Source organism: Vreelandella nanhaiensis (assembly GCF_003990185.1).
GTDB classification, from domain to species: domain Bacteria; phylum Pseudomonadota; class Gammaproteobacteria; order Pseudomonadales; family Halomonadaceae; genus Vreelandella; species Vreelandella nanhaiensis.
The window spans coordinates 59,572-74,309 of record NZ_RZHF01000029.1; the positions used below are offsets into that span (position 1 = coordinate 59,572).

General features: G+C 57.5%; 15 protein-coding genes. 12 read left to right on the forward strand and 3 right to left on the reverse strand.

Translation table 11 applies throughout. The features are described 5' to 3' along the window. Positions 1-3: 3 nt before the first annotated feature. Positions 4-456 (reverse strand): tRNA adenosine(34) deaminase TadA, encoded by a 453-nt coding sequence (gene tadA, locus ELY38_RS18290; RefSeq protein WP_222845171.1) that lies wholly within the window; start codon positions 454-456, stop codon positions 4-6. Between the two features lie 105 nt (positions 457-561). Between tadA and ELY38_RS18295 the strand changes: the two genes are divergently transcribed. After that, a complete protein-coding gene (locus tag ELY38_RS18295; protein WP_127063595.1) occupies positions 562-1,389 on the forward strand; it encodes an acyl-CoA thioesterase in 828 nt (275 codons plus the stop codon). Positions 1,390-1,474: 85 nt separating this feature from the next. Here the strand turns inward: ELY38_RS18295 and ELY38_RS18300 are convergent, their stop codons facing one another. Next, on the reverse strand, positions 1,475-2,746 hold the full coding sequence (locus ELY38_RS18300; protein WP_127063596.1) for a malic enzyme-like NAD(P)-binding protein: 1,272 nt from the start codon (positions 2,744-2,746) through the stop codon (positions 1,475-1,477). Between the two features lie 310 nt (positions 2,747-3,056). Beyond that, a complete protein-coding gene (rpmE, locus tag ELY38_RS18305) occupies positions 3,057-3,272 on the reverse strand; it encodes a 50S ribosomal protein L31 (RefSeq protein ID WP_106373773.1) in 216 nt (71 codons plus the stop codon). 21 nt (positions 3,273-3,293) lie between these two features. Between rpmE and ELY38_RS18310 the strand changes: the two genes are divergently transcribed. From ELY38_RS18310 to tatA, 11 genes are all read left to right on the forward strand, one after another. Beyond that, a complete protein-coding gene (locus ELY38_RS18310) occupies positions 3,294-5,639 on the forward strand; it encodes a primosomal protein N' (protein WP_127063717.1) in 2,346 nt (781 codons plus the stop codon). A 213-nt stretch (positions 5,640-5,852) separates the two neighbouring features. Further along, positions 5,853-7,538, forward strand: coding sequence for an arginine--tRNA ligase (gene argS / locus ELY38_RS18315; RefSeq protein WP_127063597.1), 1,686 nt, complete (start codon positions 5,853-5,855; stop codon positions 7,536-7,538). A 3-nt stretch (positions 7,539-7,541) separates the two neighbouring features. After that, positions 7,542-8,273, forward strand: a complete 732-nt coding sequence (locus ELY38_RS18320) for an SPOR domain-containing protein (RefSeq protein ID WP_127063598.1) — start codon at positions 7,542-7,544, stop codon at positions 8,271-8,273. A 147-nt stretch (positions 8,274-8,420) separates the two neighbouring features. Further along, the gene (gene hslV, locus ELY38_RS18325) at positions 8,421-8,954 is read left to right on the forward strand and encodes an ATP-dependent protease subunit HslV (RefSeq protein WP_018918810.1); all 534 of its coding nucleotides are present in this window, start codon (positions 8,421-8,423) and stop codon (positions 8,952-8,954) included. A 9-nt stretch (positions 8,955-8,963) separates the two neighbouring features. Continuing rightward, the gene (gene hslU, locus ELY38_RS18330; protein WP_127063599.1) at positions 8,964-10,286 is read left to right on the forward strand and encodes an ATP-dependent protease ATPase subunit HslU; all 1,323 of its coding nucleotides are present in this window, start codon (positions 8,964-8,966) and stop codon (positions 10,284-10,286) included. Positions 10,287-10,395: 109 nt separating this feature from the next. Then, positions 10,396-10,791 carry a gamma-butyrobetaine hydroxylase family protein gene (locus ELY38_RS18335; protein WP_127063600.1) on the forward strand — a complete coding sequence of 132 codons (396 nt, stop codon included), beginning with the start codon at positions 10,396-10,398 and terminating at the stop codon, positions 10,789-10,791. 121 nt (positions 10,792-10,912) lie between these two features. Then, positions 10,913-11,668 carry a bifunctional demethylmenaquinone methyltransferase/2-methoxy-6-polyprenyl-1,4-benzoquinol methylase UbiE gene (gene ubiE, locus ELY38_RS18340; protein ID WP_127063601.1) on the forward strand — a complete coding sequence of 252 codons (756 nt, stop codon included), beginning with the start codon at positions 10,913-10,915 and terminating at the stop codon, positions 11,666-11,668. A gap of 58 nt (positions 11,669-11,726) precedes the next feature. Beyond that, on the forward strand, positions 11,727-12,386 hold the full coding sequence (locus ELY38_RS18345; RefSeq protein ID WP_127063602.1) for a ubiquinone biosynthesis accessory factor UbiJ: 660 nt from the start codon (positions 11,727-11,729) through the stop codon (positions 12,384-12,386). After that, a complete protein-coding gene (gene ubiB, locus ELY38_RS18350; RefSeq protein ID WP_127063603.1) occupies positions 12,383-14,005 on the forward strand; it encodes a ubiquinone biosynthesis regulatory protein kinase UbiB in 1,623 nt (540 codons plus the stop codon). Before ELY38_RS18345 ends, ubiB begins: the two co-directional genes overlap by 4 nt. Before the next feature lie 68 nt (positions 14,006-14,073). Continuing rightward, the gene (locus tag ELY38_RS18355) at positions 14,074-14,433 is read left to right on the forward strand and encodes a phosphoribosyl-ATP diphosphatase (RefSeq protein WP_127063604.1); all 360 of its coding nucleotides are present in this window, start codon (positions 14,074-14,076) and stop codon (positions 14,431-14,433) included. A gap of 35 nt (positions 14,434-14,468) precedes the next feature. Next, positions 14,469-14,735: a Sec-independent protein translocase subunit TatA gene (tatA, locus tag ELY38_RS18360; protein ID WP_127063605.1), complete on the forward strand. Its 267-nt coding sequence runs from the start codon at positions 14,469-14,471 to the stop codon at positions 14,733-14,735. Positions 14,736-14,738: the final 3 nt, after the last annotated feature.

A 14,738-nucleotide genomic window follows, 5' to 3' on the forward strand; every position in this document is an offset into this window, starting at 1 on the left:
AGCCTAGCGCCTTGCCGCAAAAAACGCTTTCAACAATTTCCGGGACGCTGGCCCCAAAACGCCTCCAGCAACCTCGACCTGGTGATTAAACCATGGCTGGGCCAGTAGATTGGCCTTGGATTCGACCATGCCGGTACGCGGCTCGGCGGCTCCATATACCAAGCGCTTCACACGGGCGTGAATAATAGCGCCTGCACACATCATGCAGGGTTCCAGCGTGACATATAGCGTACAGCCTTCCAGACGGTAATTGCCGCACTGCTGGCCAGCTTCACGCAGGGCACGAATTTCCGCATGCCCGCTAGGATCACAGCTGGCAACAGGGGCGTTGTGCGCAGCGGCCAGAATATCGCCCTCGGCACTCACTACCACGGCTCCCACCGGCACTTCGCCCGCCTCAGCCGCCAGATGCGCCTGCTCCAGGGCCCGGTGCATGTAAAATTCATCGCTGCGTATCAAGGCAAACTCCGCTAAGGTAGCAAAATGATTGTGTACGGCTAACTTGCCGTAGGCGGTAGCCCGCTACTATGGACCGCATTGGATAGCCCAAGGATACTCAGAATGACCGACGTGCTGAACACGCTAGTAAATTTACTTGAGCTTGAAGCCCTCGAAGAGACACTGTTTCGTGGCCAAAGCCAGGATTTAGGCTTTCCTCAGCTGTATGGTGGGCAAGTACTTGGACAGGCCCTTGCCGCTGCCTCTCGCACGGTGCCCGCTGAGCGTCGCCCGCACTCCCAGCACGGCTATTTTCTGCGCCCCGGCGACCCGCACCGTCCGGTCGTTTATCAGGTCGATAACGTGCGCGATGGCGGTAGCTTCACCACCCGTCGCGTCACGGCCATTCAGAAAGGCCGGCCGATATTTTTCTGCAGCGCCTCGTTTCACAGTCCTGAGGATGGCTTTCATCACCAGCGCGCCATGCCCGAGGTTAGCACGCCAGAAACACTGATTGAGAGCGGTACTGCCAAGCATTCGCGCTTTCCTGGCCACCCTATCGAGTTTTTACATATCAAGGGTAATCCGGACAGCGGCGCTCCGGCCGGGCAGTGCCTGTGGTTTCGCTTTTCAGGCACGCTACCCGATGACCCGGCACTGTACCGGCATCTGCTTTCCTACGCCTCTGACTTCAACCTGCTAACCACTAGCCTACTGCCCCACGGCATCGAGTTCACCGACCCGAAGCTGCGGATCGCAAGCCTGGACCATACGCTGTGGCTGCACGAAGACGCCCGCCTGGATGAGTGGCTGTTATACGTGATCGATTCCCCCTGGGCAGGCGGCTCGCGAGGGCTGGCGCGAGGCCATATCTACAGCCGAGATGGTCGCCTTATTGCCTCTACCGCGCAGGAAGGCCTGACCCGAATGCATGACGCGCCTATCCGTTAACCATTAAAGAACGCTAAAAGTCAGTGCTAAAAAGTACAACGCCCGCAACATGTGCGGGCGTTACTGAAAGCTTTCGAGCAGCCGATTAGGCGCCGTAAACGTCGTTAATTGTCTTCAACGGGTAGTGGGCCGGGTAAGGCTTACGCGCTACGCCCGAATCCACTGCCGCCTGGGCAACCGCGGATGAAACACGCTCAAGCAGACGGATATCGACCGGTGTTGGGATAATATACTCGCGACCAAAGCTCATTTCCGTGCGTTCATACGCGCTAAGCACTTCTTCCGGAACCGGCTCACGGGCCAAGTCCTTCAGGGCATGTACGGCGGCAAGCTTCATGGCTTCGTTGATGCGCGTTGCACGCACGTCAAGCGCGCCACGGAAAATAAACGGGAAGCCCAGCACGTTATTGACCTGATTGGGGAAGTCGGAACGGCCGGTCGCCATGATCACATCCGGGCGTGCTTCACGGGCTACATCCGGGTGAATTTCCGGGTCCGGGTTGGTGCAGGCAAAAATGACCGGATCAGCGGCCATCTTTTTAACCTGCTCCGCTGACAATAGGCCAGGGCCGGAGAGGCCGATAAACACATCGGCCCCGTCGATGGCGTCATCCAGCGTGCGCATCTCGGTGTCGAGCGCAAACTCGGCCTTGTATTCATTGATGCCATCGCGACCGGTATGAATAACGCCACGACGATCCAGCATCACCAAGTTTTCTTTCTTGGCACCACAAGAAACCAGCAGACGCATACAGGCGATGGCCGCTGCCCCTGCGCCCATGCAAACGATTTTGACACTATCGATCGTTTTACCAGCGATTTCCAACGCGTTCAGCATGCCAGCCGCCGTTACAATGGCCGTACCGTGCTGATCATCGTGAAATACCGGAATACTGCAACGCTCAATCAGCGCCTTTTCAATTTCGAAACACTCAGGCGCCTTGATATCTTCAAGGTTGATACCGCCCCAAGTATCGGCAATCCGGGCGACCGTGTCGATAAACGCCTGCGGACTTTCTGAATCAACTTCGATATCCACCGAGTTGATCCCGGCGAAGCACTTGAACAGCACACCCTTGCCTTCCATAACCGGCTTGCTGGCCAGCGGTCCCAGGTTACCCAGGCCCAGAATAGCGCTGCCATCGGAGATAACGGCGACCAGGTTGCCCTTGCCCGTATAACGGTAAGCGTTTTCAGCCTCGCGCGCGATTTCACGAACGGGCTCGGCAACGCCTGGGCTATATGCAAGTGCCAGATCCCGAGCCGTGGCAGTAGGCTTGGTCAGCTCCACCGAAAGCTTACCGGGAATCGGTTTTGCGTGATAATCCAGTGCTGCCTGCTTAATTGCATCCGTCATGGTCGGGTTCCATTAGCCTAAAGTAGATAAGTCCTTTCAGAATATAGAAAAACTCAAGCAGCCTCAAGCATGCTGTCAACTCAAAGAGAAAACTCCACTTTTAGCGAATTTCTCTCACGTTAATTACTTTTCACAGCTATTTGCTGAAACTTATATAAAGACACGATAGCTATAACGCTTTGCTTATTGCTGTGATGCAGCATTTATGGAAATTTCTTCCATTTTTTACTGACAATAAAAAACCCACGCCAGAGCGTGGGTTTTTCTACAACGCACATGATGTGCTTGCAGTAGGCTGATCCGGTAAGGATTAGCCGCGCTTGACAGCAGCGCCGAAACGCTTGTTGAAGCGTTCTACGCGGCCACCGGTAGTCGCTTGCTTCTGCTTGCCCGTGTAGAACGGGTGGCAGTTGGAACAGACGTCCAGTGAGAAGTCCTGGCCAGAAGTAGAGCCAACCTGGAAGCTTGCACCGCAAGAGCAGTTAGCGGTGACCGTGTTGTAATTCGGGTGAATACCTTGTTTCATCGTGATGACCTCATGAGCTATATGCCGCCACCTGATCCGTTGCCAGGCACCGCATACGGGTTTGGAAAAACTGCTAACCGGTTAGCCGCCCGATCGTTTAGATTCTGGCGGCCGTACATTTTAGCAAAACTAATCGCCGGAGGCCAATTGCCTGACTCTGTTTCTTCGCAGGTGCTAAAAATCGCCTTGCCATCCCCACTGCGCCGTCTGTTTGATTATTTGCCAGCTAGCCGCCCTCCCCCTTGCGGCTGGCAGTTGGGGCTTCGCGTGCGCGTGCCTTTTGGACGGCGTGACGTGGTAGGTGTGATTGTTGAGCTTGCGGATGGCAGTGAGTTGCCACGCAGTCAGCTACGCGCCGTTATTGAGGTACTGGATGACGCTCCTTTGCCCAAAGACTGGCTATGGCTGTGCCGCTTTGCTGCGCGCTACTACCAACATAGTCTGGGCGATACGCTCCACCACGCCATGCCAGCCAGGCTGCGTCAGGGCCACGCCATGGCCGGGCGCACGCAAACACTGTGGCTTGCCAATACACAGGCGTCTTCAGATTTAAGCCGAGCTCCGAAACAGGCCGAGCTTTATACGCTTCTTCACCAACATCCCCACGGCCTACCCACTCGGGCAGTCAGTGCGCACGGCTTTACTCGAGAACAGCTGCTAGCGTTGATGAAAAAAGGCTTGGCGAGTAAGCGGGAAATCACCCTGACGGCTCCCGAACCGCCCACAGGGAGCCTGCTTGCCACCCCGGCGCTGCCCCTCAATCGTGAACAGGCAACAGCCCTTGCAGCACTGCACGAAAAGCTGGATAGCTACCACCCTTGCCTGCTTGAGGGTGTGACCGGCAGTGGCAAGACAGAAGTGTATCTACAGCTTATTGAAGCGGTGGCCGCCAAGGGCAAGCAGTCGCTGGTACTGGTGCCGGAAATTGGCCTGACCCCGCAAACCTTGGCCCGTTTTAGAAACCGCTTCCGTGTTCCTGTAGTGGCCTTGCACTCGGGTTTGACCGACCCCGAGCGACTGGACGCCTGGGAAGCTGCCGCCAGCGGACGCGCCTTGATTATCATTGGTACGCGCTCAGCGATTTTCACGCCTCTGGCCAACCCCGGCGCAATTATTGTGGATGAGGAGCACGACGGTTCCTACAAGCAGCACGACGGGCTTCGCTATCATGCCCGCGACTTAGCCGTGGCGCGCGCCCACTACCATGGCATTCCGCTGCTGCTAGGCAGTGCCACGCCTTCGCTTGAAAGCCTGCAGCAGGCGTTGTCCGGCAGTTATCGCCATCTGCGGCTTACCCAGAGGCCCAGCCGCCACGCGCCTGCCAAGCTGGAGCTGATCGATTTACGACATCAGCGTCGTCAGGGCGGCCTACTGCCTGATGCCATCAAGGCCATCAAATCGACGCTTTCCGCAGGCAAGCAGGTGCTTATCTTTATCAACCGGCGCGGCTTTGCACCGACACTCGCCTGCCACGCCTGCGGCTGGATTGCGGAGTGCGGCCAGTGTGATTCACGTATGACGCTACACCGCCAACCGCCGTTACTCGCCTGCCACCATTGCGACAGCCGCCGCGCCCTGCCGGACGCCTGCCCCGAGTGCGGCAGTGGCGACCTGCGCGCGCTGGGCAGCGGTACCGAGCGGACCGAAGAGACGCTGCAGGGACTCTTTCCCAAAGTGACCGTGTACCGTATCGACCGTGACAGCACACGCAAGAAAGATAGCTTTGAACAAATACTCAAAGAAATTCAGCGCGGCGAGCCCTGCCTGCTGGTAGGCACACAGATGCTGGCCAAGGGGCACCACTTGCCCCACGTTACCCTGGTCGTGGTGGTTAACGCAGATGGCGGTTTATATGCTGCCGATTTTCGCGCGCTTGAACATAGTGCTCAGCTCCTGGAGCAGGTTGCGGGCCGGGCCGGCCGGGCAGCCGACCGGGGCCGGGTGCTGGTGCAAACTCTGCACCCGGATGATCCGCACCTGGGTCAGCTGGCTGAACAGGGCTATGGAGCGCTTGCCAGAAACCTATTGGAAGAGCGGCGCCTGGCTCAGCTGCCGCCGTTTACCTTTATGGCGCTTTTGCGCATTGAAAGCCCTAAGGAGGAAGCCGCGCTGGCGCTTGCCCAGCAGGCCGGCCAAGCGCTTCGCCAGTGGCTTAAGGAGACAGCGATTGCCACCAACTGCCTTGGCCCTGTGCCTGCGCCCATGGAGCGTCGTCAGAGCCGCTACCATATTCATCTCATGCTGACCGCCACTAAACGCAGCCAGCTGCACACTGCTGCCAGCTGGCTGGTGCAGTGGCTGGAAGCCAATCGCGAAGCGCGCAAGGTACGCTGGTCCATAGATATCGACCCGCAAACCCTTGCCTGAGCGGTACGCCTTCCTTTTAAAGTATAGCCAGCGGCGCTGAGCTGGAGGAAAGACTTGAGGCATTGATCGCATCAACAACTTTGAAACTGCGCGCCAAATGCTGATAATGATCGCTTTGCCGCTGCACCTAGGTCTGATTGATACATCTGCGTTGATGTACCTAGTTAAGTGCGCGCCTGCACACGCCGCCACCGACGTTATCCGGATACCCAAATGAAAGACACGATTATTTCCCTGCTCAACGGCGCCGTAGACGCGCTCAAGCACCAAGGCGTGCTGCCCGCTGACCTTCAGCCCAACATCAAGGTTGACCCCACCAAAGACAAGGCTCACGGCGATTACGCGACCAACCTGGCGCTGATGCTGGCCAAACCAGCCGGCAAAAATCCCCGTGAACTGGCTGGAACACTGATTGCCGCACTGCCGGAAAGCGACGCTATCCAGAAAACCGAGATCGCAGGCCCCGGCTTTATCAACTTTTTTGCCGCCGCCGACGCCGCCGCGCAAATTGTCGCCCAGGTATTGGATAGCGGCGACGCCTTTGGCCGCAGCCTGGTGGGTAAAGGGGAAAAGGTGCAGGTTGAATTCGTTTCTGCCAACCCCACAGGCCCCCTGCACGTAGGCCACGGCCGGGGTGCGGCCATTGGTGACTGCTTAAGCCGCCTGCTGGAAGCCACAGGTTACGACGTTACCCGCGAGTTCTACTACAACGATGCCGGTGCGCAGATCGCCAACCTGGCGCGCTCGGTTCAAGCTCGCGCCAAGGGGCTGGGCCCGGACGACGCCAGCTGGCCGGAAGACGGCTATCGCGGTGAATACATTACAGATGTCGCCAACGACTACCTGGCCGGCAAAACCGTGACCGCAGATGATCGTGAAGTGACGGCCAAGGCCAACCCGGACGACCTGGAAGCCATTCAGGAATTTGCCGTGGCCTGGCTGCGCCGTGAGCAGGATCTGGACCTCAAAGCCTTCGGCGTCGAGTTTGACGTCTACTTCCTCGAATCCTCGCTTTACCAGGATGGCAAGGTGGACGAAACGGTTGAAAAACTCGTCGCCAACGGCCACACGTTTGAGGAAGACGGCGCCATGTGGCTGCGCACTACCGACTTTGGGGATGACAAGGACCGCGTCATGCGCAAGCGTGAAGGTGGCTACACCTATTTCCTGCCCGATGTGGCCTACCACCTGAACAAGTGGCAGCGCGGCTTTACTACGGTGATCAACGAGCAGGGCGCCGATCACCACTCGACCGTTACTCGGGTACGTGCAGGGCTTCAGGCGCTGGAAGTGGGTATTCCCAAGGGCTGGCCGGACTACGTGCTGCACCAGATGGTCATGGTCACGCGCTCAGGCGTTGAGGTAAAACTCTCCAAGCGTGCCGGTAGCTACGTTACGGTGCGCGATTTGATCGACGAAGTGGGCCGGGATGCTACGCGCTTCTTTTTGGCGGCCCGGCGTGCTGACTCCCAGCTGACATTTGATATCGATCTGGCGCGCTCGCAGTCCAACGACAACCCCGTGTACTACATCCAGTACGCACACGCCCGGGTAAGCAGTATGCTGCGCAAGGCCGAGGCAGCAGACCAGCCGTTTGACCACGCGCGTGCCATGGCTAACCTGGCCCTTTTGGATAGCGATCAGGAAAAGGCTGTCCTTAACCGCCTGGCGCGCTACCCGGAAGTGGTTCAGAATGCGGCCCGAAACCGCGAACCCCAGCAGGTCGCCCAGTATCTTTTGGATTTGGCTGGCGATTTCCACACCTGCTACAACGCGGTCAAGGTAATGGTCGACGACGATACGCTGCGCAATGTTCGCCTGGCGCTTGGTCTGGCGACTCGTCAGGTGCTGCGCAACGGGCTGGATCTGATGGGCGTTAGCGCCCCAGAGGAGATGTAATTCATGGCTAGCCCGCGCAAAAAGCCCTCCCGCCGCGGTGCCACCTCGCAGCGTAAAGCCCCCCGCTCTTCCGGTGGCGGGTTTCGCCTGCCCGGCTGGCTCTGGGGACTTGCTGGCATGGCGGCAGGCTTTTTCCTGGCCCAGCATCAGCACGGCACAGCGCCCTGGCAAGACACATCCAGCGACCAGCCCCAGGCAACGGTGCTTTCCAAGCCGGAAAGCGCCGAACGCGCCGCTGCCCGGGATAGCGAATCAGCCAGCCAGCCCTCCATGCCTACCTTTGAGTTCTATACGCTGCTGCCTGAAACCGAGGTGATTGCGCCGGGTGTTCGGCTACCTTCCAACGTTACCCGCCCTGAAGTCACCGAGCAGCCCGCCACCGATGCTGATGATACGCAAGTCGCAGGAGATGATCCGATTGCCCAGGTTATCGCGGCTAATACGCGGCCCGAAGAGCAGGTAAGTGCCGCGCAACCAGCAGCCTCCGCTAGTACAGAGCCGAAACGCTACGTGCTACAAGCCGCCTCCTTCCGCGATCTAAGCGACGCCGAACAGCTACGTAGCCGGTTACGCAACCTGAGCCTGCTGGCACAAATCAGCGAAGTGCAGGCTGGCGGCGACACTTGGCACCGCGTCCAGGTAGGCCCCTATGAGGACACCCGCGAGCTAAACCGTGCCCAGGATTTAATGGCTACACAAGGCATCGAGCCCCTGCTGATTCAGCTGCAAAACTGAAAAGCGACGCGTGTTACCCGGCGGGCGGTTGATTTTTTATCAGCCGCCCGCATTTTATTGTCCATTGTCTTTGTAAGCGGTCGCTCTTTCGTTCATTAAGCGGCCGATCAGTTACCGGGAGCCAGCCTCCCCCAAGGAGTCATCTCCATGACCACTATCGTATCTGTACGTCGCGGCAATCAGGTTGCCCTGGCGGGCGACGGCCAAGTATCGCTTGGCAATACCGTGATGAAAGGCAACGCCAGCAAGGTGCGTCGCCTGTACCGTGGCAAGGTGCTTGCCGGTTTTGCAGGCGGCACCGCCGATGCGTTCACTCTGTTTGAGCGTTTTGAAGCTCAGCTTGAGAAGTACCAAGGCCACCTGACCAAGGCGGCCGTCGAGCTTGCAAAAGATTGGCGCACCGACCGTGCCCTGCGCCGCCTCGAAGCGTTGCTTGCCGTAGCCGACCATAGCGCCTCGCTGATCATTACCGGCAACGGCGATGTAGTAGAGCCTGAACGCGGCATTATCGCCATCGGCTCGGGCGGCAACTTTGCCCAGGCAAGCGCCCGGGCGCTTCTTGAAAACACCGAACTTTCAGCGCGGGAAATTACCGAGAAATCGCTGCAAATCGCTGGTGACATCTGTGTATTCACCAATCACCACGTGACGCTCGAAGAGCTGAATATCAACGAACGTTGAGGTTACCTTATGACCCAGATGACACCCCGCGAAATTGTTCACGCGCTTGATCAATACATTATCGGCCAACAGGACGCCAAACGTGCCGTGGCCATTGCCCTGCGTAACCGCTGGCGCCGCATGCAGCTCGATGATGACTTGCGTCCGGAAGTTACCCCGAAAAACATTTTGATGATTGGCCCCACGGGCGTAGGTAAAACTGAAATTGCCCGTCGGCTGGCCAAGCTTGCCCGCGCACCATTTATTAAGGTCGAAGCTACCAAGTTTACCGAAGTGGGCTATGTCGGCCGTGATGTTGAGTCGATCATTCGTGATCTGATGGAAGCGGCTATCAAGATGGTGCGCGAGCACGCCAAAGAAGAAGTTGGCCACCGCGCCGAGGATGCCGCCGAGGATCGCGTGCTGGATGCCCTGCTGCCGCCGCCGCGTGGTCAAGAAGACAAGCCCCGCGAAGAGAGCAGCACACGCCAGTCATTCCGCAAAAAGCTGCGTGAAGGCCAGCTTGACGATAAAGAGATTGATATCGAAGTATTGTCGCAGGGCCAGGGCGTCGACATCATGACCCCTCCGGGCATGGAAGAGATGACCAGCCAGCTGCAGAGCCTGTTTTCCAGCATGGGGCAGCAAAAGCGCGAGCAGCGCCGGGTAACGGTTAAAGAAGCCTTGGTTCTGCTACGCGACGAAGAGGCGGGTAAGCTGGTCAATGAAGATGAGATCAAGGCTCGCGCCGTTGAATCCGTCGAGCAGCACGGCATCGTGTTCCTCGATGAGATCGATAAGGTTGCCAAGGGCAGCGGTCAGTCCAGCGGTGGCGAAGTCTCCCGAGAAGGCGTGCAGCGCGACCTGTTGCCGCTGATTGAAGGCTCGACCGTTTCCACCAAGTACGGCATGGTGAAAACCGATCACATCCTGTTTATTGCCTCAGGTGCCTTCCACCTGTCGCGTCCGTCCGACCTGATCCCTGAGCTTCAGGGCCGTCTGCCGATTCGCGTTGAGCTTGATGCGCTAACGCCTGGCGACTTCAAGCGCATCCTGACCGAGCCATCGGCATCGCTGACCAAGCAGTATCAAGCGCTGCTGGCAACCGAAGGGTTGGATATCGAGTTTACCCCCGATGGTATCGAGCGCATTGCGGAGATTTCCTGGCAGGTCAACGAAGGCACCGAAAATATCGGCGCCCGTCGTCTGCACACCGTGATGGAGCGCCTGCTGGAAGAGGCCTCGTTCAAGGGTGGCGATATGGATAGCCCACTGACCATTGACGCGGACTACGTGAACGCTCAGCTGGGTGAACTGGCTGTTGACGAAGATCTGTCGCGCTATATTCTGTAAATCCGCCCATCGGTATGGATGAAGGCAGCTTGTCCTCGCGCATTCGCTACGGCATAAATGGTGGGGCAAGCTGCTTTTTATTGTCTATCGTCAAGAGGTGATGCCATTTATGAACGCCCCTACTCCTGCCCCCATCCCACGCTGGGTTCACTACCACAAGCAGGCTCGCGAGCTAGAGCTTGGCTACTCAAGCGGGGACACCTATCGACTGCCGGTCGAGCTTTTGCGGGTCTATTCCCCTTCTGCCGAAGTGCGCGGCCACGGTGGCGATAGCGCCGTGCTGCAGGTGGGCAAAAAGCACGTCGGACTCGAGAATATTACCCAGTCGGGCAACTATGCGTTAAAGCTTTCTTTTGATGATGGTCACAACAGCGGTCTCTACAGCTGGGAGTATCTGTTCGAGCTTGCCACTCATCAGCAGGCGTACTGGGATAACTACTTGCAGCGTCTTGCAGACGCCGGTGCTTCACGGGAACCCACAAGTATTCATTTCAAGTCACTCTAATACAGCGCGCCTGCTCAGGCGCAGACAAATCGGGGCAGACAAGGCTACAATATCGTCAACCTATTAACACGACGACCATATGGTCGATTGTTACCGCCTCGAACTCGGGAGCTAGAGCCCCATGCGCCCCACGGAAAAACGCACCACCGATTTTGGTTACCAAGAAGTCCCGGTCGATGAAAAAGCATCGCGTGTGGCGGATGTCTTCCACTCTGTCGCCGCCCGTTACGACGTAATGAACGATTTGATGTCGATGGGTATTCACCGTGTCTGGAAACGCTTTACTATCGAGCGTGCGGGCGTCCGCCCCGGCCAGCATGTGCTGGATATTGCAGGGGGTACAGGCGATTTAACGCTCAAGTTTTCACGTTTAGTTGGCCCGCGTGGCAAAGTGGTCCTGGCAGATATCAACGCCTCGATGCTCAAGGTCGGCCGCGACAAGCTGATCGATAACGGCGTCGGCGGTAACGTGGAGTACGTTCAGGCCAACGCCGAATGCCTGCCGTTCCCGGATAACAGCTTTGACTGCATCACGATTGCCTTTGGCCTGCGTAACGTCACCGATAAAGACGCTGCGCTGCGCTCCATGGCGCGAGTGTTGAAGCCGGGCGGCCGCCTGTTGGTGCTGGAGTTCTCGAAGCCCAACAACCCGCTACTTTCCAAAGCCTATGATGAGTACTCCTTCCGCCTGCTGCCCAAAATGGGTGAGCTTGTTGCAGGCGATAGCGAAAGCTATCGATATCTGGCTGAATCAATTCGTATGCACCCAGACCAGGAAACTCTCAAGGCCATGATGGAGGCCGCAGGTCTTGAGCGGGTAGAGTACACCAATCTTACCGGCGGTATCGTCGCCCTGCACCGCGGCATCAAGCTATGACATTGCAGCACCGGATGATCTGGCTACACCCGAAGATGCCATCTATCAAGAGGTTAGCATGCTGGTAACCCCGACCCTGCTATTGGCCGGTTGTGAACGCACGCTTAATGCCCTGCTGGCGCGTGACCCTGCAGCCCCTTCCCGCCTGGCAGCGCTTGCAGGCAGCCGCCTGCTGGTCCGTCTGGAAAAGCCTCATCTCCAGCTGGTGCTGCACTACCATCTGGCGGGAATCGATCTGCTGCGCGGCGATGACGTGGAAGAGACTGACGTGGATGCGGTGGTAGAGCTTACCCCGGAAACATTTTCCGAGTGGGTCAGCGGTGCGTCCATTGAGCGGCTCATGTTTGACGGCAAACTTGCCGTTCGCGGGCGAATCCATCTGCTGGAAGCCACGCGTGACCTGCTGTTTGATCTTGATATCGACTGGGAAGGCGAGCTTGCCCGCTGGCTGGGCGATATGCCCGCCCACTCGTTTGCCGAAGGCGTGCGCCGCCTGACGCGCTGGGGATTGCGTGCCAAGGACGAGCTACTTCAGGATGTCTCTGAGTATGTGTTTGAAGAAGCCCGTCTGTTACCTGGACGCCAGCAGCGCGATATATTGCGTGACCACTTAACCGAGCTTGAGGTGGCTACCGACCGCCTGGAAGCGCGTCTTAATCGGCTGCACCGACGCTTAACCCTTGAAACATCGCCTGCTTCCCAGGAGCCCTCTTCATGAGCTTGCGCTTGTTCAAAATTCTTTGGGTTATTGCACGCCACCGGCTCGATACATTGATCCCCATGGAGCGACTACCCTTTTGGCTGCGCGCCTTGATGTGGTTCTCGCCGCTGCGGTTAATGGCCGTCGGCCGGCGTACACGCGGTGAACGGCTACGCCTGGCGCTGGAAGCACTCGGCCCCATTTTCATCAAATTTGGCCAGATGCTTTCCACGCGGCGTGACCTGCTGCCCGAGGATATCGCAGATGAGCTTAAGCGCCTTCAAGACCAGGTACCGCCCTTTCCTGGTGAGCTTGCCGTAGCACGGGTTGAAAAAGAGCTTGAGATGTCACTGGTGGAAGCATTTGCCGAATTTGAGCAGATGCCACTCGCCTCGGCCTCCATTGCTCAGGTGCATGCCGCAAAGCTACACAGCGGAGAAGAGGTGGTGGTCAAGATCATTCGGCCGGGCATTGACCGCATCATGCGCCAGGACATGGCCCTGATGTATCAGGTCGCCAAGTTGCTTTCCAAGGTGCCCGAAGCGCGCAGGCTGCGCCCTGTGGAAGTTATCCGCGACTACGAATCAACGCTGTTCGATGAGCTCGACCTTTACAAGGAAGCGGCCAACACCTCCCAGCTCAAACGTAACTTTAAAGACTCACCGCTGATGTTTGTGCCGACCATCTACTGGCCCTACACACGTCGTCATGTGATGGTTCAGGAGCGGATTCGCGGAATTCCGGTGGCAGACCTGGAGACGCTGACCGCCAAGGGTGCCAATCTTAAAAAGCTTGCCGAGCGCGGCGTCGAAATCTTCTTTACCCAGGTATTTCGCGACAACTTCTTTCATGCTGACATGCACCCCGGCAACATCTTTGTTAATTGCGACAACCCTGAAGACCCGCAATATATTGCCATCGACTGCGGCATCGTGGGCAGCCTGACTCGTGAAGACCAGGACTACCTGGCCCGCAACCTGCTGGCATTTTTTCATCAGGATTATTACGAAGTGGCGGCGCTGCATATCGAATCAGGCTGGGTAGGCGAAAATACCCGTGCCAATGAGTTTGCCGCAGCCATTCGCACCGTTTGCGAGCCCATATTAGAAAAACCCTTAAAGGATATTTCCTTTGGCCAGGTGCTATTGGGGCTTTTTCAAACCGCACGCCGCTTCAATATGGAAGTACAGCCGCAGCTGGTGCTACTGCAAAAGACCTTGCTCAATATTGAGGGCCTTGGTCGCCAGCTCTACCCGGAGCTGGACCTGTGGAGTACCGCCAAGCCGTACCTTGAGCAGTGGATGAAGGAGCGCGCGGGCGTCAGCGGCCTTTGGGAGTCGTTAAAGCGCCAAGCACCCGAGCTTTCTCACCAACTGCCGGAACTTCCCGTGCTTGCTCATCAGGCACTTACCCGTATGGAAATTGAACATCGCCAGCGCCACCAGCAGGTCAATGCCATCCATCATATGCAGCGCCATATGTCGCGCCAGAGTAAACGCCAGCATCGCCTGCGCATTGGGCTTTTGCTGGTAGCCATCGCCTTGGCCTGGCAGCCGCTTAGCACGTGGGCCGTTACTCAGGACTGGCCGATTCTGGCCGCGGCCGCCATTGGCCTACTGCTACTGCTATGGCAATAGCACCAATTTTTCCAGACACTGCCCAATAGGGTGGCCAACGGCTATGCTTATTGTATGAAAGGAGACATATGAACACACCTTCGACGCCCAACCGCGCCCCTGTGCTCGACGCTCTTGCAGAGGTATTGAAACAGCGGCGTAGCGCCTCTCCGGATAATTCTTATGTTGCCTCCTTGCATCACAAGGGTTTGAACAAGATACTCGAAAAAGTGGGCGAAGAAGCCACCGAAACGCTTCTTGCCGCCAAGGATGCCGAGCACGGTAGTGAAGCGCAGCGCCAAGCGCTGATCGCAGAGACAGCCGACCTGTGGTTTCATAGCCTGGTCATGCTGTCTCACCTGGAGCTTGACCATCAGGATGTTTTAAACGAGCTGGCGCGACGTTTTGGCATTTCCGGCCATGATGAAAAAGCCGCCCGTACGCCATAACAACCCCTACGAACAGAATCAATGAGGAAATGCATATGTTAGGTGGCATCAGTATTTGGCAGCTGCTGATTGTATTAGGCATCATCATCCTGATCTTCGGCACCAAAAAATTGCGTAACGTAGGTAGCGACCTGGGCGGCGCGGTCAAAGGTTTCAAGAATGCCGTGCATGAAGAAGACAAGGACGATGCGAAGCAGGATAACGCAGCGCCTCAGGCCAAGGTAAGCCACGAAGAGCCTGTAAACACCTACGACGCTCAAGCCGAAGAAAACACCACGGCCCGCAACGAAGAGCGCAAATAATTT